Source organism: Methylocystis sp., from assembly GCF_051061285.1.
Classification (GTDB): Bacteria; Pseudomonadota; Alphaproteobacteria; order Rhizobiales; family Beijerinckiaceae; genus Methylocystis.
The window spans coordinates 215,246-238,788 of sequence record NZ_JBPFEA010000024.1 but is presented as its reverse complement, the minus strand read 5'-3'; the positions used below and the strand labels follow the sequence as shown (position 1 = coordinate 238,788).

Annotated in this window: 27 protein-coding genes; 11 read left to right on the top strand and 16 right to left on the bottom strand. The window is 64.3% G+C overall.

What is annotated here, in order from left to right:
- Positions 1–13: 13 nt before the first annotated feature.
- From ACR65T_RS08815 to ACR65T_RS08805, 3 genes are all read right to left on the bottom strand, one after another.
- Positions 14–655, bottom strand: coding sequence for a DedA family protein (locus ACR65T_RS08815; protein ID WP_434496129.1), 642 nt, complete (start codon positions 653–655; stop codon positions 14–16).
- A gap of 103 nt (positions 656–758) precedes the next feature.
- Positions 759–1,118: a hypothetical protein gene (locus ACR65T_RS08810; protein WP_434496128.1), complete on the bottom strand. Its 360-nt coding sequence runs from the start codon at positions 1,116–1,118 to the stop codon at positions 759–761.
- 440 nt (positions 1,119–1,558) lie between these two features.
- Positions 1,559–1,999 carry a VOC family protein gene (locus ACR65T_RS08805; RefSeq protein ID WP_434496127.1) on the bottom strand — a complete coding sequence of 147 codons (441 nt, stop codon included), beginning with the start codon at positions 1,997–1,999 and terminating at the stop codon, positions 1,559–1,561.
- 116 nt (positions 2,000–2,115) lie between these two features.
- Between ACR65T_RS08805 and ACR65T_RS08800 the strand changes: the two genes are divergently transcribed.
- The gene (locus ACR65T_RS08800) at positions 2,116–3,528 is read left to right on the top strand and encodes a cation diffusion facilitator family transporter (protein ID WP_434496126.1); all 1,413 of its coding nucleotides are present in this window, start codon (positions 2,116–2,118) and stop codon (positions 3,526–3,528) included.
- Between the two features lie 33 nt (positions 3,529–3,561).
- A complete protein-coding gene (locus ACR65T_RS08795) occupies positions 3,562–3,819 on the top strand; it encodes an exodeoxyribonuclease VII small subunit (RefSeq protein WP_434496125.1) in 258 nt (85 codons plus the stop codon).
- 3 nt (positions 3,820–3,822) lie between these two features.
- Here the strand turns inward: ACR65T_RS08795 and ACR65T_RS08790 are convergent, their stop codons facing one another.
- The 5 genes from ACR65T_RS08790 to ACR65T_RS08770 form a co-directional block, all read right to left on the bottom strand.
- Positions 3,823–5,142 carry a DUF3422 family protein gene (locus ACR65T_RS08790; protein WP_434496124.1) on the bottom strand — a complete coding sequence of 440 codons (1,320 nt, stop codon included), beginning with the start codon at positions 5,140–5,142 and terminating at the stop codon, positions 3,823–3,825.
- 67 nt (positions 5,143–5,209) lie between these two features.
- Positions 5,210–6,850 (bottom strand): alpha-D-glucose phosphate-specific phosphoglucomutase, encoded by a 1,641-nt coding sequence (locus tag ACR65T_RS08785; protein ID WP_434496123.1) that lies wholly within the window; start codon positions 6,848–6,850, stop codon positions 5,210–5,212.
- 135 nt (positions 6,851–6,985) lie between these two features.
- On the bottom strand, positions 6,986–7,441 hold the full coding sequence (locus tag ACR65T_RS08780) for a hypothetical protein (protein ID WP_434496122.1): 456 nt from the start codon (positions 7,439–7,441) through the stop codon (positions 6,986–6,988).
- 134 nt (positions 7,442–7,575) lie between these two features.
- Entirely contained in the window at positions 7,576–8,046 is a 471-nt protein-coding gene (locus tag ACR65T_RS08775; protein WP_434496121.1) for a cyclic nucleotide-binding domain-containing protein, read from the bottom strand.
- Positions 8,047–8,107: 61 nt separating this feature from the next.
- Positions 8,108–8,740 (bottom strand): winged helix-turn-helix domain-containing protein, encoded by a 633-nt coding sequence (locus tag ACR65T_RS08770; RefSeq protein WP_434496120.1) that lies wholly within the window; start codon positions 8,738–8,740, stop codon positions 8,108–8,110.
- A gap of 84 nt (positions 8,741–8,824) precedes the next feature.
- Between ACR65T_RS08770 and ACR65T_RS08765 the strand changes: the two genes are divergently transcribed.
- Positions 8,825–9,367: a L,D-transpeptidase family protein gene (locus tag ACR65T_RS08765; protein WP_434496119.1), complete on the top strand. Its 543-nt coding sequence runs from the start codon at positions 8,825–8,827 to the stop codon at positions 9,365–9,367.
- A 190-nt stretch (positions 9,368–9,557) separates the two neighbouring features.
- Here the strand turns inward: ACR65T_RS08765 and ACR65T_RS08760 are convergent, their stop codons facing one another.
- The gene (locus ACR65T_RS08760; protein ID WP_434496118.1) at positions 9,558–10,250 is read right to left on the bottom strand and encodes a YggS family pyridoxal phosphate-dependent enzyme; all 693 of its coding nucleotides are present in this window, start codon (positions 10,248–10,250) and stop codon (positions 9,558–9,560) included.
- Positions 10,251–10,448: 198 nt separating this feature from the next.
- On the opposite strand from ACR65T_RS08760, the gene ACR65T_RS08755 reads away from it, so the two are divergent.
- From ACR65T_RS08755 to holA, 4 genes are all read left to right on the top strand, one after another.
- Positions 10,449–11,012, top strand: a complete 564-nt coding sequence (locus ACR65T_RS08755) for an HdeD family acid-resistance protein (protein ID WP_434496117.1) — start codon at positions 10,449–10,451, stop codon at positions 11,010–11,012.
- Positions 11,013–11,158: 146 nt separating this feature from the next.
- On the top strand, positions 11,159–13,795 hold the full coding sequence (gene leuS / locus ACR65T_RS08750) for a leucine--tRNA ligase (protein ID WP_434496116.1): 2,637 nt from the start codon (positions 11,159–11,161) through the stop codon (positions 13,793–13,795).
- A gap of 166 nt (positions 13,796–13,961) precedes the next feature.
- Complete coding sequence (locus ACR65T_RS08745) at positions 13,962–14,489, top strand: hypothetical protein (protein WP_434496115.1); 528 nt, start codon at positions 13,962–13,964, stop codon at positions 14,487–14,489.
- Between the two features lie 25 nt (positions 14,490–14,514).
- A complete protein-coding gene (holA, locus tag ACR65T_RS08740) occupies positions 14,515–15,540 on the top strand; it encodes a DNA polymerase III subunit delta (protein ID WP_434496114.1) in 1,026 nt (341 codons plus the stop codon).
- Here the strand turns inward: holA and ACR65T_RS08735 are convergent, their stop codons facing one another.
- The 3 genes from ACR65T_RS08735 to purS all read right to left on the bottom strand — a co-directional run bounded on the left by ACR65T_RS08735 (position 15,541) and on the right by purS (position 16,985).
- Positions 15,541–15,897, bottom strand: a complete 357-nt coding sequence (locus ACR65T_RS08735) for a DUF1428 domain-containing protein (protein ID WP_434496113.1) — start codon at positions 15,895–15,897, stop codon at positions 15,541–15,543.
- Between the two features lie 71 nt (positions 15,898–15,968).
- The gene (gene purQ, locus ACR65T_RS08730; protein WP_434496112.1) at positions 15,969–16,658 is read right to left on the bottom strand and encodes a phosphoribosylformylglycinamidine synthase subunit PurQ; all 690 of its coding nucleotides are present in this window, start codon (positions 16,656–16,658) and stop codon (positions 15,969–15,971) included.
- 90 nt (positions 16,659–16,748) lie between these two features.
- Positions 16,749–16,985 carry a phosphoribosylformylglycinamidine synthase subunit PurS gene (gene purS, locus ACR65T_RS08725; protein WP_434496111.1) on the bottom strand — a complete coding sequence of 79 codons (237 nt, stop codon included), beginning with the start codon at positions 16,983–16,985 and terminating at the stop codon, positions 16,749–16,751.
- A 165-nt stretch (positions 16,986–17,150) separates the two neighbouring features.
- On the opposite strand from purS, the gene ACR65T_RS08720 reads away from it, so the two are divergent.
- Complete coding sequence (locus ACR65T_RS08720) at positions 17,151–18,263, top strand: AI-2E family transporter (RefSeq protein ID WP_434496110.1); 1,113 nt, start codon at positions 17,151–17,153, stop codon at positions 18,261–18,263.
- A gap of 169 nt (positions 18,264–18,432) precedes the next feature.
- Here ACR65T_RS08720 and purC read toward each other — a convergent pair whose 3' ends face one another.
- The 3 genes from purC to ACR65T_RS08705 all read right to left on the bottom strand — a co-directional run bounded on the left by purC (position 18,433) and on the right by ACR65T_RS08705 (position 20,099).
- Entirely contained in the window at positions 18,433–19,227 is a 795-nt protein-coding gene (purC, locus tag ACR65T_RS08715; protein WP_014892432.1) for a phosphoribosylaminoimidazolesuccinocarboxamide synthase, read from the bottom strand.
- 377 nt (positions 19,228–19,604) lie between these two features.
- A complete protein-coding gene (locus tag ACR65T_RS08710) occupies positions 19,605–19,874 on the bottom strand; it encodes a hypothetical protein (RefSeq protein WP_434496109.1) in 270 nt (89 codons plus the stop codon).
- 39 nt (positions 19,875–19,913) lie between these two features.
- Entirely contained in the window at positions 19,914–20,099 is a 186-nt protein-coding gene (locus ACR65T_RS08705) for a hypothetical protein (protein WP_434496108.1), read from the bottom strand.
- 44 nt (positions 20,100–20,143) lie between these two features.
- On the opposite strand from ACR65T_RS08705, the gene ACR65T_RS08700 reads away from it, so the two are divergent.
- The 3 genes from ACR65T_RS08700 (at position 20,144) to ACR65T_RS08690 (ending at position 22,215) form a co-directional block, all read left to right on the top strand.
- Positions 20,144–20,467, top strand: coding sequence for a DUF1476 domain-containing protein (locus ACR65T_RS08700; protein WP_123177435.1), 324 nt, complete (start codon positions 20,144–20,146; stop codon positions 20,465–20,467).
- A gap of 41 nt (positions 20,468–20,508) precedes the next feature.
- Complete coding sequence (locus tag ACR65T_RS08695; RefSeq protein WP_434496107.1) at positions 20,509–21,495, top strand: tyrosine recombinase XerC; 987 nt, start codon at positions 20,509–20,511, stop codon at positions 21,493–21,495.
- 120 nt (positions 21,496–21,615) lie between these two features.
- A complete protein-coding gene (locus ACR65T_RS08690) occupies positions 21,616–22,215 on the top strand; it encodes a hypothetical protein (protein ID WP_434496106.1) in 600 nt (199 codons plus the stop codon).
- On the opposite strand, the gene ribB is transcribed toward ACR65T_RS08690, so the two are convergent.
- Entirely contained in the window at positions 22,190–23,323 is a 1,134-nt protein-coding gene (gene ribB, locus ACR65T_RS08685; protein WP_434496105.1) for a 3,4-dihydroxy-2-butanone-4-phosphate synthase, read from the bottom strand. The genes ACR65T_RS08690 and ribB overlap by 26 nt on opposite strands.
- Positions 23,324–23,543 lie beyond the last annotated feature (220 nt).

Here is a 23,543-nt window from a genome sequence, read left to right as displayed (position 1 = left end):
AAATTGGAGAGATCTAGCGTCGCTGGCTCAGCATGGCGTCGGCTTCCCGCATCAGCCGCGCCTCGTGCCGCTTATAGTAGCGCCAAAGCGCAAACAGGCCGATGACGAGCCCGCCGGCGAGGGCCATCGCGATGGGACCTTCGATTTTTTCGAAGCCGGCCGTCAGGTAATAAGCGCCAAAGCCGAATAAGCAGGCCCAAACGACGCCGCCCGACGCGTTATAAATGAAGAAACGGCCAGGCGGCAGATGGTTTGCGCCCGCGAGCGAGGCCGCGAGAATGCGCAGCAACGCGACGAAGCGGCCAAAAAAGACGATCGCGCCGCCCCACCGATAGAAGAGATATTGGCCCAGGCGCAGCTTCTCCGGCCCGAGCCCGACATGATGGCCGTAGCGTTCGAGAAGCTTCGTTCCATACTCCCGCCCCAGCCAATAGCCGATATTGTCGCCGACGATCGCGCCTGCAGCGGCCGCCACGACGATATTCTCGATGGCGATCGTCCCGGAGAGCCGTGCGAAAATTGCCGCGCCGACGAGCATGGTTTCGCCGGGCAGCGGAATGCCGGCGCTTTCCAGGGCCACGATGATAAAGATCGCCCAATAACCATAGGTCGCTAAGATGGCGGCGATCTGCGCCTGGTCAAGAAAATGCGTCATCCTGGCCCAAAACTGTCTTACGACACTCTCATGTAGGCCTAAACGCGCAAATGGCGACGTCGCCGAAGCGGGCCGCCATTCTATGAACGTAAATCAGACCGCGTCAGTGATATTGCAGCGCATTCTCTCGCGCGGCGCTGAAGGCGTAGGGCGGCGTCGCCGCCATGGCCTCGCTGTCCAAGAAGAAGGGGTCGCGCTCCAGCGCCACTTGGAGAACCTCGCGCAATCCTCTGAGCAGAGGCTGGTCGTCGCGGACGACCTTGGCGCGAAGCGCCTCTTGCGCGGCTTCATCCGACCGGCTCGCGAACTCGCGCACCGCCAGCGCGACGAATTTGCCGACGCTGACGCCTTTCTCTTCAGCCGCGGCGCGCACGCGTTCGGCGAAGCCGCCGCCAATGCAGGCCAAGGCGGCATGTGCGACCTTGTCGTTCGAGCAGGAATTGATCAGATCCACGATGACCATGACGACCTCCGCCCTTGAACGTTCCATGTTTTGGAACCCTTTGTTGGCCGCGGTTTTCTTTATCTCCGCGACATCAGTTTTCCTCGCGCCATGAGGCGCGTCGGTTTCCGCCAAGCTATCCAGTTAAGCTGAACGTTATCTGTATGAGTGATGAAAAAATTCCGCATCCGACGATCGGATGGGACCTCTCAAGCCCGGCGAACAAGGCTGTCGGCGCAAGAGCCGAGAGACGTTCGCTCCCCATGCCGTGCGCTGCTGCCTTCTAACTGAAAGCCGTGACAGCTTCGCGACGAAGTTCGCCAGCATTTCAACAACATAATGATCAGCCGAGCTGAGGCCACAGCACGACTCCAGACTAAACTCGTGGCTAGAGCAATAGTTCCGAGCAGCTAAAAAATTCGTAGCTGCGGCGCAAAAGATCACGCCGCGCCGCGGAATTCTCACCAGGCTCCGATGTTGGGCGCCGAAGCCCAGGGTTCCGTTGGCGGCAGCGACGCGCCCTTCTGCAACAACTCGATGGAGATCAAATCCGGCGTTCGCACGAAGGCCATATGGCCGTCGCGCGGCGGCCGATTGATCGTCACGCCTGCCGCCTGCAGCCGCGCGCAGGCCTCGTAAATATTCTCAACGGCGAAGGCGATGTGACCGAAATTGCGCCCGCCGGCATACGCGTCTTCGTCCCAGTTATGGGTGAGTTCGATCATCGGCGCGCCGTTTTCCTTGGCTTGCGCGGCGTCCTCGGGCGCGGCGAGATAGACGAGCGTATAGCGCGCCTTTTCGTTCTGGGTGCGGCGCACCTCCTGTAGTCCGAGCGCGCCGCAAAAAAACGCTAGCGCGCGGTCGAGGTCGCCGACTCGGATCATGGTGTGCAGAAATCTCATATGCGGCTCCTATCTGATGCGTCCGCCATAATAATAGCGTTCCGCGGGCGCGGATTGCGCCCGCGCCGGGCGCCTGCTAGAGCGCTGGCGCTCCCAAAACATAGGTGCCTAGCGACGTGACCGAGACGAAGGCTGTTCCTCGAGCGGCGCCGAGCGTCAAGCTGTCGGCCGCCAAGGCGTCGATCGCCGCCAGCGCTTTACTCGCGGCGGCAAAGCTCGCAGCCGGTCTGTGGTCCGGCTCGCTCGCGCTGCTGTCCGAGTCCGGGCACGCCTTCGTGGACACCGGCGCGACAGTGCTGACCTTCTTCGCGGTGCGCGAAGCAGAGAAGCCGGCGGACGAGGAACATCACTATGGCCATGGCAAATATGAGGCGCTGGCCGCGCTGATCCAAACCGGCTTCCTCTTCGGCCTCGCCTTGTTCATCGTCGGCGAAGCCTGGCGGCGGTTGCAGGAAACGGACGTCGTGATCGACGCCGGCTGGCCGATCTATGGCGTTCTGGTCGTCTCGATCGTCGTCGATTTCGTGCGCTCGCGGCAGTTGCGGCGGATCGCAAAGGAAGAGGGCAGCGACGCGCTGGCCGCAGACGCGCTGCATTTTTCGAGCGATCTGGTGTCATCGGCGCTGGTGCTGCTCGGTCTCGTTGCGGCGCATTATGGGTTCGAGCGCGGCGACGCGCTCGCCGCCTTGGGCGTCGCCGCCTTCATCGCCATCGCGGGGTTTCGGCTGGGCCGTCGCACGATCGACACTCTGCTCGACGCCGCGCCACGCGAAATGGCGCCGCGTCTCGAGAGGGCGATCGTCGACGTGCCGGGCGTCATCGCGATCGATTCGCTGCGGCTGCGCACGATTGGCCCTGACATCATCGGCGAAGCGACGATCGGCGTTTCGCGCGGCTTGCGCGTCGAGCAGGCGGCGCGCATCAAATCGGCCGTCGCCGAAGCGATCGCCACAGTCACGCCGCGCGCCCGGGTCACGCTGTCGATCGAGCCGCGGGCGCTTGACGACGAAACGATCGCGGAACGCATCCTGCTGGTTGGGGCGCGTCGCCACATCCACGCCCATCATGTCATCGCCCAGCAGATCGAGGGCAGGCTATCGATCGGCGTCGACGTCGAACTCGATGGCGCCATGCCGCTCGGCCGCGCGCACGCGATCGCCGCCGACTTCGAGAGCGCGCTGCGCGACGAATTCGGCACCGACGCCGAAGTCGACACGCATATCGAGCCGCTGGAAATGCAACTGCTTGCGGCGCAGGTCGCCGATCCCGGGCTTGCCGGCGCGATTGAAGCGGCGCTCGCGCGCGTCGCCGCTCAGACCCGACCGCCGGCGCAAGTGCGGGACGTGCGAGTCCGCGAAACGGCGGGAGGCATCGTCGTCAACTTCCGCGGCCGTCTCGACGCGGCCGTATCCGTGCAAAGCGCCCATGATGCGCTTGACGAGATCGAGCGCCGCACGCGCGAGGAATTTCCGGCGATTCTGCGCATCGTCGGCCGCGCCGAGCCCGGCGATCGCTCAGCCGCCGCATAGCCAAGGATGCGCGCTTCGTCTATGAGAGACGCCATGACACAGCAGCCCGACGCCGCCGCTGATATCGCCTCGATGCCCTTCGAACAGGCGATGCAGGAGCTTGAGCGCATCGTCGCCGACTTGGAGAAAGGCGCCGTGTCGCTCGACGAGTCGGTGAAGCTCTATGCGCGCGGCAAGGCGCTGCAGGCGCGCTGCGAGGCGCTTCTCGCCGAGGCCGAAGCCCGCATCGAGAAAATCACGCTTGGCGAGAATGGCCAGCCGACCGGAGTCGCGCCCTTCGACGTCGAATAGACGTTAATCCAAGTGTTCCTCCTCCGCCGCCTCTCGCGACAATCTGTGGACGCGGGCCATGAACGCGATAGCGATGAGCACCGCGATCGGCATCGCGAGGGCGGCGACGAGATCGGCGGAAACCTGCGGCGGCAAAGCGCCGGCGGCCTTGAGCCCCTTGGCGATAAAGCTGAAGAGGCCGGTGAGAAAATAGGCGAGCCCGGCGATCGTGATTCCTTGCACGATGCGGTTGAGCCGCATCTGCAAACGCGTGCGGCGGTTCATCTCTTCAAGCAGCGCGCTGTTCTGCCGCTCCATCTCCAGCGTGATGCCGGTGCGCATCAGATCGGTCGCGCGCTCGACCTGCGCCGAGAAGCGGGTCTGGCGCGCCTCGACGGCGTTGCAGGTTTCGATCGCTGGATCAAGGCGCGCATTGAGGAAATCTGAAATCGTCACATATTGTCCTTCGCGCCGTTCTTGCAGCTGGCACAGGCGGTTCTTCACCAGCGCGCGATAGGCGCGGCTCGCGTCGAAACGGAAGGCCGTGCGCGTCGACAGCGCCTGACCGCTCGCGAGCAGGTCCGAGAGCCGTTTCAGCAAAAGGTAATTGACGCGCATATCATGCGCTTCGTTCAGCGCTTCGGTGATGCCCGAAAGCTCTCGCTCCATGTTGGCGAGTTGCGGCGACACTTGCCGCGCGAGCGGCAGCCCCAGCAGCGCCATCGTACGATAGGTTTCGATCTCGAGGACGCGCTGCGCGAGACGGCCGGCTTCGAAACGCGGCAGCGCCTTTCCGCGGATCAGTATGCGCGTAAAGCCATAGGCGTCGACGGCGAAGTCGGTCAGAACCTGCGCGTCGCGATCTTCGACGCCGACGACGCAAAGACTCTGCGAATTGAAATAGGATGCAAGCTCTTCGACCGATCGCGCGCCGTCGACGACGCAGAGCTGCGTCGCAACGATGAGAACGCCCGGCGGCTTAAAGGCGATTTCGCCTGCTTTGAACGGATCGGCATGCGCGAAGGGGATATCGGCGCCGACGCCGGTCGACCAGCTGTAGGTGGTGAATTCGCTATGTTGCTCCCAGCGAAGCCGCCAGTCGCCAAAGATAAAGTAGTGGAATCGCCCGCCCGGATCGGGCGCCAGCACGCCATGCGCGAGCGCGAGCGCGCCGATCGCTTCACGATCGGCCGCCGCCGCTTCGTGGTCCGTGGCGAAGGCGTAGTGATAGACGCGCCGCGGCGCGTCGAGCGGCAGGAACGGCCGCGCGTGCAGCTCCGCGAGAACCGCCTCGCGGAAGGGATGCTCGCTGAGAGTCTTGGGTTCGTCTTCGCTGATTTCCATTGCGCCTCTTGGCTCGCATTGGAGGGTCGTTCACGCGACTGAATCCTATTCACCGGCCTTGGGGGGCTCAGGTGATGACGCTCGGCGCGGCGCGCTGCGTATAGCGTTCGATGGCGGCAATTTCGCGCGACAGGCTTACGAGATCGGCGAGCGCCGCCTGAGTCTCCAGATGTTGGCGCGCGGGATCGGGTTCGTAGCGCTCGATATAAACCCGCAGCGTCGCGCCGGCCGTGCCGGTGCCCGATAGCCGGTAAACGATCCGCGAGCCGTCGGCGAAGATCACCCGCAGGCCCTGATGCTGCGAGTCGGAGCCGTCGACCGGATCGTGATAGGCGAAGTCGTCGGCCGTCGCGACTTCAAGGCCGCCGAGATATTGGCCCTTGAGAGTCGGCAGACGTTGGCGCAGCGCGTCGATCAGCGCATGGGCGCCGTCGCTCGCGACTTCCTCATAATCGTGACGCGAATAATAATTGCGTCCATAGGTCGTCCAATGTTGTCGAACGATGGCGTCGACGCTCTCCTTGCGCGCGGCGAGAATGTCGAGCCAGAACAGCACCGCCCATAGCCCATCCTTCTCGCGCACATGGTCGGAGCCGGCGCCGGCGCTTTCCTCGCCGCAGATCGTCACGAGGCCGGCGTCGAGCAGATTGCCGAAATATTTCCACCCTGTCGGCGTCTCGTAGAGCGGGACGCCGAGCCTTTCCGCGACGCGGTCGGCGGCGGCGCTTGTCGGCATCGATCGCGCAAGTCCTGTGACGCCTTTGCGATAGCCCGGCGCGATCGTGGCGTTGGCCGCGAGGATCGCGAGATTGTCCGAGGGCGTGACGAAACACCCGCGGCCGATGATGAGATTGCGGTCGCCGTCGCCGTCCGACGCGGCGCAAAGATCGGGTGCGGCGTCCGACATGGCGAGATCATAAAGATGCCTGGCGTGGACGAGATTGGGGTCGGGATGATGGCCGCCGAAATCGGGCAGCGGCGTCGCATTGATGACGCTGCCCGGCCGCGCGCCCAGTTCCTCTTCGAACAGCACGCGCGCATAGGGGCCGGTGACGGCCGACATGGCGTCGAAGGTGAAGGTGAAGCCCGACCGAAAAGCCTCGCGGATGCGATCGAAGTCGAAGAGCGTCTGCATCAGCGCTTTGTAATTCGCGACGCTGTCGACGACATCGACGCGCATGCCGCCGACGCGCGTTTCGCCAAGCCTGTCGATATCGACGTCTTGGGCTTCGACGATCCTGAACGACGTGATCTCGCGGGTGCGCGCGTAGATCGCGTCCGTCACCTTCTCGGGCGCCGGACCGCCATTCGCGACATCGTATTTCACGCCGAAGTCGCCGTGCGGGCCGCCAGGGTTGTGGCTGGCGGACAGCACGATTGCGCCGAAGGCCGTAAGCCCGCGAATGAGCGCCGAGGCTGCGGGCGTGGACAATATGCCGCTCTGTCCGATGACGATTCGGCCGACGCCGTTGGCGGCGGCGATCTTCAGGATCTTTTGAATCGCCTCGCGGTTGTAATAGCGGCCGTCGCCGCCGACGACGAATGTTGCGCCCTGATATCCCTCCAGACTGTCGAAAATCGATTGAATGAAGTTTTCAAGATAGTGGCGCTGCTTGAAGACCTCGACTTTCTTGCGCAGGCCGGATGTGCCCGGGCGTTGATCGGCGAAGGGCGTCGTTGCGATCGTGGTCGCCTGTGAATTCCCCATTTTGGAGCGGAGGCCTCGCGTGGTTGTCGGCGCCGCGGGGACGCGGAGTCCGCTTCTACAATTCGTCTCCGGGAACGGCAAAAAGGCGGCGCGAGTCCCGCGCCGCCGTTCAGACTGCCTGGAGAAATATTGAGCTTACCAGCCCCAGCCGCCGCCCCAGCCGCCGCCGCCCCAGCCTCCACCCCAGCCGCCGCCCCAGCCGCCGCCGCCCCAGCCACCGCCGCCCCAGCCGCCGTAGGGATCTCCCCATCCGCTGTAGGCGCTCGGGTAATAGCCATAGCCATAGGGGTAGCCATAATAGCCGCCGTAACCGCTCGAAGCCGCGAGGCCGGCGCCCAAAAGTCCGAGGCCCACGCCCGCGGCGATGGCGCCGCCGGGGTTGTAATAGCCGCGCCGGTAGCCGTAGCGCCGGCCCCAGCCGCCGCGATAGCCCGAGCCGCGACGATACCAGACAGTTTCGACCGGGCTCGAAGGCGCCACAACCGACCGATCGGGCGCGCTCATCGGCCCGGCGATCGCTTCCGGAACGGCGGTCGCCAATGTCGCGCTGCAGAGCGCGCCGGACAGCGCCAATTTCAGGCCTTTTCGCATCGTTCATCCTCCTACTGGCGCGGCGTCCCGCCGCGCTGCGCCGCAAACTCCCCTGGAGCTCACGCCGCACTAACAACTTACTTAGGCGGAAATTGATCCGCTGCGAGAGGCTGAAACGTGACTTTTTTTGGCGTTTACGTTAAGCGCCCCACGTCGCTGTCAGACGCCGACGCCTCGGCGCCGATATCGTGGATGAAATCCAAAAGCCTGCAACGAAAGAAATCGCGCACGCGAGCGGCGGTCGCCGGATGCTGCTCCAAAATCAAATGAAACAATGGCCGCATGATCTTAAGCACCGTGGCCGGCTCCTGCGCGGTCGCGGCGGCGGGGCGGGTCGAGGGCGCGAGGAGGGCGGTTTCGCCGATCAGCGTCCAGGGCCGGACGATCTTCGACTGAGGACGTCCGTCGTTTGCGACGGTCAGCGCGATCGACCCCAAGGTGAGCACATAGCCGCCGTCCGACATTTCGCCGCGTCGAAACAGGACGTCGCCGGCGCGCAGCAGGCGCGTTTCTGTGGAAAGCGCGAGCATACGCAGGGCGTTCGGCTCGAAGATCGAAAAGAGGGGGATGCGCGCGAGATTGTCGATATCGTCGTCCAGCGTCATGTCACTTTTGTTCGGCGTCCCCCACGCTATCTCTATATGCGCCGGCGGCGCGGCGTAAGCGTTAAGACGCGGGGTCCTCTTCGCTGGCGGCGAGCCGATAACCGTCGCCTTCGGTTTTGAGCCAGCGCGGCCGTTCGGGCGACGGCTCGAGTTTGCGTCTCAGACGATGAATGTGCGTTTCGAGCGTACGGGTCGACATATTCGGGCCGTAGCCCCACACGTCGCGCAGCAGCGCCGCGCGCGACACCGTCGCGCCGTGTGCGCGCGCCAGCCTCGCGAGAATCGCCGTTTCTTTTTCGGTCAACTTCAAGCGCGCGCCAGAAGGCGCCCGGAGTTCGCCGGCCTCGAAATGATAGGGGCCGATAGCGGCCCGAGAAGGCGTCGAATCTATCAGCGCGACCAATTCCGTAAAGCGGAAGGGACGCGTCACGACGGCGTCGACCCCCTGCGGCGGCGATTTCGGCCCATCCGCGATGAGCACGACACGCGTCCTGCAGCCGCGCGCGCGCGCATCGGCAAGCGCCTCAGGGTCGCAATGGGCTTCGTCCACGATCGCCGCATCCGGCCAATCTTCTCCCGGCGCGCCGAGCGGGTCGTCGCGCAGGGCATAGCGGCCGAGCGCGGCGAATTGCTCGACGAGCGTCGCCCGCAACTGGGGTTCGGCGGCGATGACCAGAGCGCGCGGAAAGAACATCGGCCGGGGTCGCTCCTCGCGTCGAAGAGAATATTCCTGCTATAGGCGGTCAGACGCGCCGGCGAGCGGCGCATATAACGCATCATGCATCGCATAACGAACCGGACGAAACCTGCCGGACTGGCCGTGCTGCGCGTCGCGCGGAGCATTGGCGGGCGTCCACACGAGGGAAGGCTGATCGCCGGGACGCTCGTTCTTCCTTGCGCGCTAGGTCGCAGCGGCGTTGTGCGCAACAAGCGCGAAGGCGACGGCGCGAGTCCGGCCGGCCGCTGGCCGCTCCTCTATTTTTACCTGCGCGCGCCCGCGCCGTTGCGCCTGCCATGGCGGCGCACGCGGCCGCACGACCTCTGGTGCGACGATCCGCGCGCGTTCCTTTATAACAGGCCGCTGCATGCGCCGTCGCGCCTTGGCCATGAAGAAATGTGGCGCAAGGACGCGCTTTACGACGCCGTCGGCGTGATGGGCTATAATCTTTGTCCGCGCGTGCGCGGTCGCGGCAGCGCGATTTTCTTTCACATCGCCACGGATGATCTTTCGCCCACGGCCGGCTGCGTCGCATTGCGCGCCCGCGACTTGGCGCGGCTTCTGCCGCGGTTGGGACGCAAGGTCGCGGTATTGATCGGATAGGCGCTGTTGAGATGAGCTGAATCGAGGGCGCGCTCACCCTCTCCCATTGGGAGAGGGTCGGTCCGAAGGACCGGGGTGAGGGGCAAGAGCCTCTCTTTCCTATGGTGCGATCTTGCAGAGATTCAAACCCCTCTCCCGGCTGCTTCGCAGCCACCCTCTCCCCATGGGAGAGGGTATGTGCGCGTTTTCTTCATCCAGCTGTTGCAGGCGGAGAGGCCGGATAGTCCCGCTCGCCCATGATCGCCGAGCCGACCCGGACATAGGTCGCCCCTAACTGGATCGCGAGTTCGAAATCCGAACTCATGCCCATGGAGAGTTCGGCGATTCCATTGCGCGCGGCGATGTCGGCGAGCAGCGCGAAATGCGGAGACGCCTGTTCGCCCACGGGCGGCACGCACATCAGCCCTTCGATTTTCAATCCATAAGCGTCGCGGCAGGCGGCTAAAAAGCTGTCGGCGCTTTCGGGAAGGACGCCGGCCTTTTGCGGCTCGGCGCCGGTGTTGACCTGCACGAAAAGCCGCGGGCGCTTGCCCGTCCTGGCGATTTCCTCGGACAGCGCCTTGGCGATCTTTTCGCGGTCGACGCTCTCTATGACGTCGAAGAGCTCGACCGCCTCGCGCGTCTTATTCGACTGCAGCGGGCCGATGAGATGCAATTCGATGTCCGGATATTTTTCGCGCAACGGCGGCCACTTCGACAAAGCCTCCTGCACGCGGTTTTCCCCGAAGACGCGATGGCCCGCTTCCAGCAGCGGCGCCACGTCCTCGGCCGGAAAGGTCTTGGTGACGCACATGAGCGTGACCGAGGCCGGATCGCGCCCGCAGTCGACTGCAGCGCGGCAAATCGCTTCGCGTGTCGATTCGAGGCGATCGGCGGCTCCCATGGCGCGAAAATCGCGATTTCGGCGGCCGGGTCAAGCGCCGAATCTTTTACGCCTTCGCAGCGCGGAACTTCGCGCAGTCCGGCGCGTTAAGCTTCCGGCGGGCGAGGGGCAGGGCGAGGGGCGGTATCGTCGCAACATTCATCATTGAGAAACGCGTCCCGCCTACCAATAATTGTTCCTACCGAATTGGAGGCCGATATGGTCAATGACAGCCTGATTTACGACGGGCGCGCGATGCATTTGCATCATCTGCGCCGCAAATGGGGATGGATCGTCGCGCTCGGCGCGCTCATGCTCGCCGGCGGACTGTTTGCGCTCTACGACGTGACGACCGCTACGCTGGTGACCGTGTTCTATGTCGGCGCGGCGATGCTCGTCGCCGGCGCGATGGAGATTATCACCGCCGTTCAGATCCGGCCCTGGACCAGGGCGCTGCTGTGGGGCGTGATCGGGCTGATCACGATCGTCGCGGGCTTTCTGGTCTTCCGCGATCCTTTACTCGCGGCGGTGTCGCTGACGGCGATAATCGGCGTTGCGCTGATCGTCGCCGGGCTGTTCAAACTGGTCCTCGCCTGGCACATCCGCGACGTCGGCCCCTGGGGCCTCGTGGCGTTCTCGGGCGTGATCAGCATCGTGTTGGGCGGGATGATCCTGGCCCAGTGGCCGATGTCGGGCCTCTATATCCTTGGCCTCTTCCTCGCGATCAATCTGATCTTCGAGGGCGTCAGCTGGATCACCGTCGGACTTTCGGCGAAGGCCTGAGTTCATGGGGAACTGTAGGGGGCCGTGCTTGCGGCCCCCGAGCTTTTTCGGGGCTCTGCGAATGGCTCCTGCCTTTGACATCGCCCGGACCGCCCGGCATTAGAGGCGCAATCCCGCAAGCCTTTTGACCCGGACGCGCCAGCAAGATGAGACCCGAACGCTATAATTTTGCCGAGTCGGAGCCCCGCTGGCAAAAAATTTGGGAAGAAAAACAGTCTTTTAAGGCAGGCGATCGTGGGGGCGCGCCCAAATATTACGTGCTCGAGATGTTTCCCTATCCTTCGGGCCGGCTGCACATGGGCCATGTGCGCAATTACTCGATGGGCGACGTCATTGCGCGCTTCATGCGCGCCAAGGGCTTCGACGTCCTGCATCCGATGGGGTGGGACGCGTTCGGCCTTCCCGCCGAAAACGCCGCGGCGCAGACCGGCGCGCATCCGGCGCAATGGACATACGCGAATATCGCGGCGATGCGGGCGCAGCTTAAAACGCTCGGGCTGTCGCTCGACTGGTCGCGCGAGATCGCGACCTGCGATCCGGAATATTATGGACGCCAGCAAAAGCTTTTCCTCGATTTCCTGAAAGCCGGCATCGTCGACCGCAAGAAGTCGAAGGTGAACTGGGACCCGGTCGACATGACCGTGCTCGCCAATGAGCAGGTCATCGACGGGCGCGGCTGGCGCTCAGGCGCGCTGGTCGAGCAGCGCGAGCTGACGCAATGGTTCTTCAAGATCACCGACTATTCCGAAGAGCTGCTCTCCGCGCTCGACGCGCTCGAACGCTGGCCCGATAAGGTGCGGCTGATGCAGCGCAACTGGATCGGGCGCTCGGAAGGCATGCTCGTGCGCTTCGCGCTCGCGCAGCCGCTCGGAGCAGCGCAAGAAATCGAAGTCTTCACCACCCGCGCCGACACGCTGTTTGGCGCGAAATTCGTGGCGCTCGCCGCGGACCATCCGCTGGCGAAGGCCGCTGCCGAGAAGGACGCGGCGCTCGCCGCCTTCGCCGACGAGTGCCGACGCGGCGCGACGTCCGCGGAAGCGATCGAGACTGCGGAAAAGATGGGCTACGACACGGGGCTGCGCGTCGTTCATCCGTTCGATCCGAACTGGACGCTGCCGGTCTATGTCGCGAATTTCATCCTGATGGACTATGGCACGGGCGCGATCTTCGGCTGCCCGGCGCATGACCAGCGCGATTTGGATTTCGCGACGAAATATCGGCTCGGTTTCAAGGTCGTGGTTTGCCCGGAAAGTCTCGATCCGCAGCAGCTCGAAAAGCAGATTACCCAGAGCGGCGAAGCCTTCGAGGCCGAGGGCAGGCTGGTGAATTCCGGCTTTCTCGACGGCATGACCGTGCCGCAGGCGAAGGACGACGTCGCCAACCGTCTGACGACGACGGCGCTTTTCGGCCATCCCCAGGGCGAGCGAAAGGTGAATTACAAGCTGCGCGACTGGGGGATTTCGCGCCAGCGCTATTGGGGCTGCCCGATCCCGATCATTCATTGCGAGACCTGTGGCCCGGTTCCGGTTCCCGAGGCCGATCTGCCGGTGCGGCTGCCCGAAGACGTCTCCTTCGATCAGCCCGGCAATCCGCTCGATCGCCACGCAAGCTGGAAAAATGTCCCGTGTCCCTCTTGCGGCGCGCCGGCGCGGCGCGAGACCGACACGATGGACACGTTCGTCGATTCGTCCTGGTATTATGCGCGCTTCGCCGATCCGCATAATGAGACGGCGCCGGCGAGCGCCGAGGCGCTCGCGCGCTGGCTGCCGGTCGATCAATATATCGGCGGCATTGAGCACGCGATTCTGCATCTTCTCTATTCGCGCTTCTTCGCCCGCGCCATGCGCGACAGCGGCCACGCCGCGGTGGCCGAGCCCTTCGCCGGACTGTTCACCCAGGGCATGGTCGTGCATGAGACCTATCGCGCGCCGGACGGCCAATGGGTCGCGCCAGACGCGATCCGCGTCGAGGCCAAGGACGGCGGCCGCCGCGCCTTTCTCCTCGACGGCGATGTCGAGATCGAGATCGGCCCGATCGAAAAAATGTCGAAGTCGAAGAAGAACACGGTCGACCCGGACGACATCGTCGCGAGCTATGGCGCCGATACGGCGCGCCTCTTCGTCCTGTCCGACAGCCCGCCCGATCGCGACGTCATCTGGTCGGACGAGGGCGCGCAGGGCGCATGGCGCTTCGTCCAGCGCCTGTGGCGGTTGACCGGCGAATTGGGGCGAGTCGCCGCGCCCGTCGGGGCTGAGCCGCCGCCGGCGTTTCACGATCTCGCGCTGGCCGTGCGCAAGGCGACGCATCGTTCGATCGCGCAGGCAAGCGAAAATATCGAGCGGTTGCGCTTCAACAGCGCCATCGCCCGCATCCGCGAATTCGCCAATGAGCTGACCAGCGCGCTCGACGCCGTGACCGAAACGCCGGTTCCGGCCGATCTCGCCTTCGCCTTCCGCGAGGCGGCGGACGCGCTCATTCGGCTTGTCGCGCCGATGACGCCGCATGTCGCCGAGGAGTGCTGGGCCGATTTGGGCCACAAAGGTCTGGTTGCTGAAGCGCCTTGGCCGGCAGCCGATCCTACCCTGTTGGCCCAGGAGATGATAAGCCTGCCGGTGCAGGTCAACGGCAAAAAGCGCGCCGAAATTCTTGTCGCCCATGACGCCGACGAGGAAACGATTCGCAAAGAGGCTTTGGCGCAAGATGGCGTTCAGCGCGCCATGGAAGGCAAGCCGCTGAGGAAGTTCATTCTCGTTCCGAAAAGGATCGTCAATGTGGTGGTTTGAAACCGCATGTCGCGCGTCCCAGGCTTTCCGCGTTTCGAGCGACCCACAACGCCCTCACCCTGAGGAGCGCCTGAAAGGCGTGGTCGAGGGCTCCTCGCTGCGCCTTCTGGAGCATCCTCCGAGACGCCCGCTGCGCGGGCTCCTCAGGATGAGGCTCCTGGTTGTGATGACCGTCTTTTCTGCCGCCCTGCCGCTCGCCGGCTGCATCCAGCCGCTTTATGCGCCGGCAGGATTTGGTCTCGACTCCGCGCCGCTCGCGGCCGAGCTGCAGTCGATCGCAGTTGACGAAATTCCGCAGCGGCTCGGTCACTATGTCCGGAACGACCTGATCTTCGGGCTGAACGGCACCGGCTCGCAGCCGCCGCCGCGCTACCGTCTGATGGTTGTGCTCCGCGAGCGCGTGCAGACGCCGATCCTCGACACAGTGACCGGCCGCGCCACGTCGGCGACGGTGATCGTCGACGCCGAATATCGGCTCGTCACCTTGCCTGACGAGGTGGAGGTCACGAAGGGCGTGGCGTTCAACATTGCGAGCTACGATCGTTTCTCGAACCGCTTCTCCAATGTGCGCGCCGCGCGCGACGCAGAGATCCGCAACGCCCGGGTCATCGCCGATTCGATCCGCACCAGAGTCGCCACCGTGCTCGCCACGCGCCTGTCGCCGGTCCCGCCGCCCGCCGTCGTTCGCTATTGACGGCGGAGACGGACAATAGCGCCTCATGACGGCGGTCAAGAGTCGCGACGCCGAACGCTTCATCGCCGCGCCGCCCGAGGGCGTTTTTCTTTTCCTGGTCTTCGGCGCCGACGCGGGCATGGTGCGCGAGCGCGCGCTCGCGCTCGTCGAAAAACGCGTCGACGATCGCCGCGATCCTTTCCAATTCGTCGAGATGAGCGGCGATGCGGTCGCTTCCGACCCGCTGGCGCTGCTCGACGAGGCGAACACCACGCCGCTCTTTGGCGGACGGCGCGCCATCCTCGTCGAGACCGGCGCCAAATCCGTCATTCCGGCGCTGACGTCGCTTATCGGCGCGCCGCCGGCGCATTGCACGATCGTGCTCACAGCGGGCGCGCTGAGGCGCGACTCGCCGCTGCGCAAGCTGGTCGAGGGCGCCAAGCAGGGCGCGGCGATCGAGTGCCAGCCCGACGCGGAAGCGGATTTGCAGGCGCTGATCGAGCGCAGCCTGCGCGACGCCGACCTTGTCGCCAGTCCCGAGGCCCGCAGCCTGCTCCTCGGCGCGCTTGGGGAAGACCGGCTGATGAGTCGCGCCGAGCTTGGAAAGCTCGCCCTCTATATGCATGGCCGCGAACACGTCGAGGCCGAGGACGTCGAAGCGATCGTCGCGCACGCCTCGAACATCGCCTCGGACCGGATGGTGACGGCGGCTTTCGCCGGCGCCGCCGATATCGGCGCGGCGCTCGACGGCTATTTCGCGCAGGACGGCGACGCGCAGCAGCTTCTCATCGGCGCGCTGCGCTACGCCGTGGCGCTGCATCGCGCCCGTCTTGCCATGGAGCGCGAGGGCGGGCGACCCGACGCTGGCGTTTCGGCGCTGATGCGCGCCGGCTTCGGCTTCATGCACCGCGCGCTGATGGACGAGCAGCTCAAGAGCTGGTCATCCGCGCGCCTCGGCGCGCTGATCGAGCCGCTGCGCGCCGCGCAGACGCGCGCGCGCGCCAACGCCGGCGTAGCGCAAATGGAGGCCGAGCGCGCGCTGTGGAACGTCGCGCGCGCGGCGCGGCGATAGTCAGCCCTGGCCTTCGTCCATCAGTATTTCGAAGCCGCCGAAGATCATGCGCTTGCCGTCGAACGGCATCGGCATGTCCTTCATGCGCGGGTCTTCGTGCATTTTCTTGTGCGCCGCGTCGCGCACGTCTTTGGACGGCCATAGCACCCATGAGAACACGATGTTTTCGCCGCTCTCGGCGGCGACGGCGCGTTTGAAGTCGGTGACTTTGCCGTCGGGGAGGTCGTCGCCCCAACATTCGACGACGCGTAGAGCGCCCCACTCCTTCATGATGGGCCACATCTGCGCGGCGGCCTGATGGTAATCTTCCTTCTTGCCCAGGGGCACGGGAATCACGAAACCGTCGACATAGCTCATTGCGCCGCTCCTTCTTGCTGGCATGCCTTTGACGCCGCTTCGGGAAATGACAATCGGTCGTCTCGTTTTGTTCACGCCGCGCGGGCGAGGCTCTCGAAAAGCCAGCGGCCGTCAACTCCGCCCACAAGCGGGTCGATGAGATTTTCGGGATGCGGCATCAGGCCGAGCACATTGCGCCTGTCCGAATAAATCCCGGCGATATCGTTGCGTGAGCCGTTGGGATTGGACTCGCCGCCGACATTGCCGGCCGAGTCGCAGTAGCGGAAGGCGACAAGGCCGTCGCCCTCAAGCCGCTCGATCGTGGCGTCGTCGGCTTCGTAATTGCCCTCGCCATGGGCGATGCAGACTTCGATCGTCTGGCCCTTTGCGTATTGCCGCGTGAAGGCTGTGTCGTTGCGTTCGACTTTGAGATGCTGCATCCGACAGACGAAGCGCAAATTGGCGTTGCGCATCAGCACGCCCGGCAGCAGGCCGCTTTCGCAAAGAATCTGGAAGCCGTTGCAGACGCCGAGCACCAGTCCGCCGCGCGCCGCATGCGCCCGCACCGCGTCCATGATGGCGGCGCGGCCGGCGATCGCGCCGCAGCGCAGATAATCGCCGTAGGAAAAACCGCCGGGCAATACGACAAGGTCAGTCCCGGCGGGGAGTTCATGGTCGGCGTGCCACAGCATCGCCGGCGGGCGCCCGGTCGCCTGTTTCAGCGCGCGGGCCATGTCGCCTTCGCGATTGGAGCCGGGGAAAACAACGACGGCGGCTTTCATGGGCGAGCCCTAGTCGGCAGGTCGGCAGGTCGGCAGTCTGAAAGCGATTCCAAATGCCGAATGCCGAATGCCCGACTGCCATATATCGCGTCACACATCGATCTGGTAGTTTTCAATCACGGTATTGGCGAGCAGCTTCTCGCAGGCGGTTTGCAACTGAGCTTTCGCGGCGTCCGCGTCATCGCCGTCGAACTCCACGTCGAACACCTTGCCCTGCCGCACGCTGGCGACGCCTTCGACGCCAAGCGACTTCAGCGCGCCCTCGATCGCCTTGCCTTGCGGATCGAGAATGCCGGATCTGAGAGTGACGACGACGCGGGCTTTCATGGGCTGAGGTCCAAGCTGAATGGAGAAGTGTTAGTGGGGGCCACGCAAACACGCAATCTCATTTTCGCCGATATTCACCAGATCGCCATCGGTCTCGGCGAGGTTGCGTTCGGCCTTTTTTCTGAAGGCGTTCGGGGTCAGCATTCCGGGGAGTAAGATCAAGCCATGAATCTTCAACGTCTACCGATTTTCTGGATCGCGACGGCTGTCATCATCGCCGGAACGGTTGTCCTGTTACGCGAAATCCTGACGCCCTTTTTGGTCGGGATTGCTCTGGCTTATCTACTCGATCCGCTCGTCACTCGGCTCGAGCGCTTCGGATTGGGTCGCGGCGTCGCGGCGCTCGGAATCATCAGTCTTTTCTATGGCGTCATCATCACTTTGATCGTTGTTCTCACGCCGATCATCGGCGAGGAGATCGCGCTTTTCATCGAAAAGCTCCCCGGCTATCTGACGCAATTGCAAACATTGGCGACAGATCCGGGCCGGCCATGGATGCGCAAGCTCATCAGCGAGGGGCTCAGCGAAGCTCGGCAATCGTCAGGAGAACTGACTACTCTCGGCGCCCATCTGAGCGCACACCTCTTGCGCCGGCTATGGTCGGACGGCCGCGCATTGGCGTCGATCTTCTCCCTGCTCGTCGTCGCGCCAATCGTCACCTTCTATCTGCTGATTGATTGGGACCAAATCATCGCGGCGCTCGACAAGATGATTCCGCCGACGCGGCGGGAGACCGTGCGGGCTCTGGCGTCCGAGATCAATGAGACGATCAGCGTCTTTCTACGCGGCCAGGGGATTATTTGCCTCGTTCTCGCTGTGTATTATGCCGCGGCGCTGGAATTGATCGGGCTCAATCATGCCTATCTGATTGGAATAGCCGCAGGGCTGATCAGTTTTATTCCTTATTTGGGCGTGCTGACCGGCGTCGTCCTATCGGTGAGCGTTGCGCTTCTTCAATTCTGGCCAAACTGGAGCACGATTCCGCTCATATTGGGGATATTCCTGGCTGGACAATTGCTCGATGATAATGCGTTGACGCCCCGCCTCGTCGGCCAGCGCGTCAATCTCAGCCCGCTCCTGGTGATGTTCGCCATCGCCGCCTTCGGCTATCTGTTCGGCTTTGTCGGTCTGCTCATCGCCGTGCCGTTAGCGGCGACGATCGGCGTGATCGTGCGCTTTATCCTGTCGCAAGGCTTGGAGGCGTCGTTTGGCCAAGCGTCGGTGTCTGGCGTCGATGCCCCGCCTGTTCCGCCGAAGAAGCGCCGTTGGTGGTTTTGACCAGCATCGAATCTTGGCGGGCGGGGCGCTTTGACGAGCGGTCGGATCGCCGCGCACGAGATAATTCCGCGCCCCGGATGCGACAAAGCCGCGTTCCGGCTTCAGCCGACGCGGCTTTTCTGTTTGCGCGGCCTTATCCCAAAAGGCAGCCCAGCGCCCGCGGCGCCGGCTACTGCACGAGCTTCGGCGCGCCGGTGCGGATCGTCTCGTTTTCCTGCATAATGCCGAGACGGCGCGCGACTTCGGTATAAGCCTCGACCAGCCCGCCCAAGTCGCGACGGAAGCGATCCTTGTCGAGCTTGTCGTTCGACTTGATATCCCACAGCCGGCAGCTGTCGGGCGAAATCTCGTCCGCGACGACGATTCGCATCATGTCGCCTTCCCAAAGCCGACCGCACTCCATCTTGAAGTCGACGAGGCGGATGCCGACGCCGAGAAAGAGCCCGGAGAGGAAGTCGTTGACGCGGATGGCGAGCGCCATGACGTCGTCGATCTCCTGGGGAGTCGCCCAGCCGAAGGCGGTGATATGCTCCTCGGACACCATCGGGTCGTCGAGCGCGTCGTTCTTATAGTAGAATTCGATGATGGAGCGGGGCAGTTGCGTGCCCTCTTCCATGCCGAGGCGCTTGGCGAGCGAACCGGCCGCGACATTGCGCACGACGACTTCGAGCGGGATGATCTCCACCTCGCGGATGAGCTGCTCACGCATGTTCAGCCGGCGGATGAAGTGGGTCGGCACGCCGATGCTGTTCAAATGCTGGAAAATATATTCGGAGATCCGGTTGTTGAGCACGCCCTTCCCGTCGATCACCTCATGTTTCTTCGCGTTGAAGGCTGTGGCGTCGTCCTTGAAATGCTGAATCAAAGTGCCGGGCTCCGGGCCCTCATAGAGGACCTTGGCCTTGCCCTCGTAGATGCGGCGTCGGCGGTTCATTGGGATCAACCGGGGCTTGAGGAAGTCCATCTGGCGGGTCGTCGCTCCTCCGAAGTGTGAACGCATGCCGGCCTTTGGGCGGCTCTCAGGGAGCGGCGGCGGGCGTGCGCCCTGCCGCGAACACCGGCGGTCGTAGCGTCTTTGGCGGCCAGTGACAAGCCGACAGGGCACTCTATCGCAAAGGGAAAGACGATACAATGAAACTGAGAGGGCGGCGGCCCGGCGGCGCCGTCGCCGTGTCGGTTCCTCTCGCACCCGCCGGCGCACGTAATTTGAGCATCTGGTCGGCGATTTTCCGACCGCGCCCGCTCGCCCCTGCGACGCTTATGGCGCGTATGGCGGCTCGTGGGAAATACACATCGGGACCAAGAACGATGCCGTAAACAGAAGCGGCCTTGGCGTTTATGCTATTTCCAGCCGGCCTGTTTCTCGCAGTCCTGCCGGGCTTCAGGATTGGCCTTTTCCCATTGGGTGACGGACCGGGTTTCGTTATCGTCCATCTTTTCGTTCATGCATATGCAATAGGCGCGGACAATGGCGGGCGTCCCGCCTTCCTCGCCTTTGTTATCGCCGATGCATTGATTGATCCATTTGAGGTCGTCGCTCGACATTTTCTGGGCCAGGGCCGGGCTCGTAACGGCCAAGGCGAATAAAACAGCGCATGCAAATTTCTTCATGAAGCGCCCCTGCTTTGTCCGATCGCCGGACGAAAAACTCTACTGCCTCGACAAATAGCCGCATCGGCGCGCTTTTTGCAATTCGGCGCGGCGCGCGGCCATATCCGCGCTCGCGCCGTGGCGCGCGGCGGGCAGGGGCGGTTTCGTCGCGGCCAGGACCGCGCTTTCCGGCATTGGCTTTGCGCGCGAATACGCATATATCGAGCCCACGCCGATGCGGCGCATGATCGCCGAGTCCTGATTTAAGAACAACCCGGCCGAGGATGGACATGAGCACGTTCGACCAGCGCGAAGATTCCTTCGAAAAACGCTTTGTCCATGAAGAGGAGCTGCAGTTTCGCGCCGAAGCGCGCCGCAACAAGCTGCTCGGCCTCTGGGCGGCCGAGAAGCTCGGCAAGACAGGCGCCGAGGCGCAGGCCTACGCGGACGCCTTGGTCGCAGCGGAAGTGACCGCCGACGCCGATGAGCGGGTCGTGGCTTTGGTCATGAAGGATTTCGAGGCGGCGGGCGTGAATCAGTCCGAGCATCAGATCCGCCGCACCATGGACGAGATGCTGACCAAGGCGAAGGCCGAGATCAAGTCGGGCCAATAGCCCCGTTCGCCTTCGTTCATTTTCTTGGGCGATAGTCGCTTATGCGCGATTCGTCCCTGAGAGCGCCCCGACAGAAACCGCTTCCCGACGCCTCCTATTTTCAGGCGGCGCCGGCGATCGCCGAGGAAGCGGCGCTATGGCTGCGCTATCTTGCCGGCGAGCGGCGCGCCTCCCGGCATACGGTCGAGGCCTATGGCCGGGACCTCGCCAATTTTTTGGGATTTCTGGCGCAGCATACGGGCGAGCGGCCCGATGCCGGCGCGCTTAAGTCTCTTCAACCCGCCGACCTGCGCGCCTTTATGGCCAAGCGTCGCCGCGACGGACTGGAAAGCCGTTCGCTGCTGCGGGCGCTCGCCGCCATTCGCAATTTTCTGCGCTTCATCGAGAAGAAGGGCCTCGCCCGCACGGACGTCTTTGGCGCCGTGCGTCCGCCTAAGCGTCCGCACAGCCTCCCCAAGGCGCTCACCGTGCCCGACGCCCGCGACATCGTGGACCCCGACCAGAGAGCGGGCGAGGCGCGAGAGCCCTGGGTGATCGCTCGCGACGCCGCTGTGATGGCGCTGCTCTACGGCGCCGGCCTGCGAATTTCCGAGGCGCTGTCGATCGGGAGCGCCGCGGCGCCGATCGGCGCCGCCGATCGGGTCACGATCCTGGGGAAGGGCGGCAAGAGCCGGACCGTGCCGGTCATCGCGCCGGTGCGCGCGGCGATCGAAGCTTATCTCGCGCTCTGTCCCTATGATCTCGCCGGCGGGCCGCTGTTTGTGGGGGCGCGCGGCGGGCCGCTCTCGCCGCGCATCATCCAGCTCGCCGTCCAGCGCCTGCGCGGGGCGCTCGGCCTGCCGGAGAGCGCGACGCCGCATGCGCTGCGCCATTCTTTCGCGACGCATCTCCTGGGTCGCGGCGGCGATCTGCGCACGATCCAGGAATTGCTCGGCCACGCCTCGCTGTCGACGACGCAGATTTATACCGCCGTCGACAAGACGCGGCTCCTCGACGCGTATCGCTCGGCGCATCCGCGGGCGAAGTGAAACTGAAGGCCGCGTGAAGCCCTGAGGAGCCGCGAACTCCACCCTCCCCTCGAGGGGAGGGTGAAAGGTCGACGCGCTATGCGCCAAGGGCGCCTATTCGGGCGGCGAGAGGAAGTTCGAATGTTCAGCCGGACGCTGATCGTCGCGCTGATCGCCTTTTTCGCCGGCGCCGGCCTAATGGCGAGCGCCGCCGCGCCGGACGTCTGCAAGGGCGACGCCTGCAAGGGCGTTTTCGCGGTCGGCCCCTATCTCACGGGTTTTTTCGCGACCCAAACCTACGAAGAGGGAACGGCGCAGCGCTATTACCGGGAAATCCCCAGCTTCGGTCCGACCCATTTGAATATCGAGATTGCCGGGCGCGAGGGCGATCCGACGCGTCCGCCGCAATTCGAGGACATCAAGGACCTCGACATCGAGGCCCGGCTCTATTGGGCGAGAAACGACCTCAAGACGCCCGAACTTTTAAAAACCTATCGTGCGCATGGCGTCGCGTCGCTCTCCCTCGATTATGATTTTTCCGAGGACGGCAAATATGTCGTCGCCGTGAGCATTCGGAAGCCGGACGGCGTGGCGCATGAAGGCGAACATATTTTCTTCGTCATCGCCGCCGCCGAGTCGGGCCTTCTCCTCGCCGTCGTCGCCTCGCTTTTCCTTGTCGGTTTCGCCGTCCTTGTCTGGCGGCTGAGAAAGCCGCTCACTCCACCGGCTCGACAGCGCTAATCTCGATTCCAAAGCCCGAGAGCCCGACGAAGGCGCGGGGCTTTGACGACGAGGAGCGCAGACGGATCGAGGAAACGCCGAGGTCCTTCAAAATCTGGGCGCCGAGGCCGACGTCGAGCCATTGCCGCTTGCGCGTTTCCTCCGCCCTTTCCTCCTCGTCCTTCTGGCGTCCGACGATATTCGCCGGCACGCCGGCCGCGCCGTCGCGCAGATAGACGAGCACGCCGCGCCCTTCGCGGGCGAAGCGCGCGAGAGTCTTCTTGATCGTCGGCGCGCCGCACATCACATCGGAGATGATATCGGCGCGATGCAGGCGCGTCGGCACGTCGCGCCCGTCGCCGATCGCGCCCAGAACGAAGGCGAAGTGCTGCACGCTGTCGAACGGCGTCACATAGGCGTGGCCGATCATTGCACCGGCCTCCGTGTCGACGGGGAACGTCGCGACGCGTTCGACGAGCTTTTCGCGCGCCTGCCGGAACGCGATAAGATCGGACACCGACACGAGTTTGAGGTCGTGCGCGCGGGCGAATTCCTCGATCTGGCGTCCGGTCATCACCGTGCCGTCGTCATTGGCGAGTTCGCAAATGACGCCGACCGGCGGCAGGCCGGCGAGTTTGCAGAGATCGACGGCGGCTTCAGTATGTCCCGAGCGCATCAGCACCCCGCCGTCCTTGGCGATCAGCGGGAAAACATGGCCGGGCCGCACGAAGTCGCTCGCGCCCATATTGCCATTGGCGAGCGCGCGCACCGTATTGCAGCGCTGCTCGGCGGAAATGCCGGTGGTGAGCCCGTGGCGCGCGTCGACGGTGACGGTGAAGGCCGTCGCGAGCGGCGCGTCGTTTTCCGCGACCATGGGCGCAAGATGCAGACGGCGCGCCTCCTCGAGCGTGAGCGGCGCGCAGACGATCCCGCTCGTGTGGCGGATGATGAAGGCCATTTTTTCCGGCGTGCAGAGCGACGCGGCGACGACGAGGTCGCCTTCGTTTTCGCGGTCGTCATCGTCAGTGACGACGACGATCTCGCCTCGGGCCACGGCCTCGACGGCTTCAGTGATGGAATGGGACAATGAGATCTCCGGAACCTGCCGCTTGCGGCGCCTGCGTCGCATATCTAGCCTTGCCGTGGCGACGTTTCAAACGGGCGGCTGCGCAGCTTTCGCAATTGTCATTCCCGACGCGCGGCGCGCGATCGGGAATCCAGCATAAAGCCGGCCATTCATGGCGTTGCTCTGGATTCCCGGTCAGGCCCGCGGCCTGCCGGGAATGACATAGTCCCAAAGTCGGCGCCTCCGGATGGTGATTTAGACGATAGGAAGAAAGGAGAGGGCA

Excerpts from the sequence above, each read along its gene's own strand:
- ACR65T_RS08815 (WP_434496129.1), bottom strand. The coding sequence starts at position 655 with ATGACGCATTTTCTTGACCAGGCGCAGATCGCCGCCATCTTAGCGACC.
- ACR65T_RS08810 (WP_434496128.1), bottom strand. The coding sequence starts at position 1,118 with ATGGTCATCGTGGATCTGATCAATTCCTGCTCGAACGACAAGGTCGCA.
- ACR65T_RS08805 (WP_434496127.1), bottom strand. The coding sequence starts at position 1,999 with ATGAGATTTCTGCACACCATGATCCGAGTCGGCGACCTCGACCGCGCG.
- ACR65T_RS08795 (WP_434496125.1), top strand. The coding sequence starts at position 3,562 with ATGACACAGCAGCCCGACGCCGCCGCTGATATCGCCTCGATGCCCTTC.
- ACR65T_RS08790 (WP_434496124.1), bottom strand. The coding sequence starts at position 5,142 with ATGGAAATCAGCGAAGACGAACCCAAGACTCTCAGCGAGCATCCCTTC.
- ACR65T_RS08785 (WP_434496123.1), bottom strand. The coding sequence starts at position 6,850 with ATGGGGAATTCACAGGCGACCACGATCGCAACGACGCCCTTCGCCGAT.
- ACR65T_RS08780 (WP_434496122.1), bottom strand. The coding sequence starts at position 7,441 with ATGCGAAAAGGCCTGAAATTGGCGCTGTCCGGCGCGCTCTGCAGCGCG.
- ACR65T_RS08775 (WP_434496121.1), bottom strand. The coding sequence starts at position 8,046 with ATGACGCTGGACGACGATATCGACAATCTCGCGCGCATCCCCCTCTTT.
- ACR65T_RS08770 (WP_434496120.1), bottom strand. The coding sequence starts at position 8,740 with ATGTTCTTTCCGCGCGCTCTGGTCATCGCCGCCGAACCCCAGTTGCGG.
- ACR65T_RS08765 (WP_434496119.1), top strand. The coding sequence starts at position 8,825 with ATGCATCGCATAACGAACCGGACGAAACCTGCCGGACTGGCCGTGCTG.
- ACR65T_RS08760 (WP_434496118.1), bottom strand. The coding sequence starts at position 10,250 with ATGGGAGCCGCCGATCGCCTCGAATCGACACGCGAAGCGATTTGCCGC.
- ACR65T_RS08755 (WP_434496117.1), top strand. The coding sequence starts at position 10,449 with ATGGTCAATGACAGCCTGATTTACGACGGGCGCGCGATGCATTTGCAT.
- leuS (WP_434496116.1), top strand. The coding sequence starts at position 11,159 with ATGAGACCCGAACGCTATAATTTTGCCGAGTCGGAGCCCCGCTGGCAA.
- ACR65T_RS08745 (WP_434496115.1), top strand. The coding sequence starts at position 13,962 with ATGACCGTCTTTTCTGCCGCCCTGCCGCTCGCCGGCTGCATCCAGCCG.
- holA (WP_434496114.1), top strand. The coding sequence starts at position 14,515 with ATGACGGCGGTCAAGAGTCGCGACGCCGAACGCTTCATCGCCGCGCCG.
- ACR65T_RS08735 (WP_434496113.1), bottom strand. The coding sequence starts at position 15,897 with ATGAGCTATGTCGACGGTTTCGTGATTCCCGTGCCCCTGGGCAAGAAG.
- purQ (WP_434496112.1), bottom strand. The coding sequence starts at position 16,658 with ATGAAAGCCGCCGTCGTTGTTTTCCCCGGCTCCAATCGCGAAGGCGAC.
- purS (WP_434496111.1), bottom strand. The coding sequence starts at position 16,985 with ATGAAAGCCCGCGTCGTCGTCACTCTCAGATCCGGCATTCTCGATCCG.
- ACR65T_RS08720 (WP_434496110.1), top strand. The coding sequence starts at position 17,151 with ATGAATCTTCAACGTCTACCGATTTTCTGGATCGCGACGGCTGTCATC.
- purC (WP_014892432.1), bottom strand. The coding sequence starts at position 19,227 with ATGGACTTCCTCAAGCCCCGGTTGATCCCAATGAACCGCCGACGCCGC.
- ACR65T_RS08710 (WP_434496109.1), bottom strand. The coding sequence starts at position 19,874 with ATGAAGAAATTTGCATGCGCTGTTTTATTCGCCTTGGCCGTTACGAGC.
- ACR65T_RS08705 (WP_434496108.1), bottom strand. The coding sequence starts at position 20,099 with ATGCGCCGCATCGGCGTGGGCTCGATATATGCGTATTCGCGCGCAAAG.
- ACR65T_RS08700 (WP_123177435.1), top strand. The coding sequence starts at position 20,144 with ATGAGCACGTTCGACCAGCGCGAAGATTCCTTCGAAAAACGCTTTGTC.
- ACR65T_RS08695 (WP_434496107.1), top strand. The coding sequence starts at position 20,509 with ATGCGCGATTCGTCCCTGAGAGCGCCCCGACAGAAACCGCTTCCCGAC.
- ACR65T_RS08690 (WP_434496106.1), top strand. The coding sequence starts at position 21,616 with ATGTTCAGCCGGACGCTGATCGTCGCGCTGATCGCCTTTTTCGCCGGC.
- ribB (WP_434496105.1), bottom strand. The coding sequence starts at position 23,323 with ATGCGACGCAGGCGCCGCAAGCGGCAGGTTCCGGAGATCTCATTGTCC.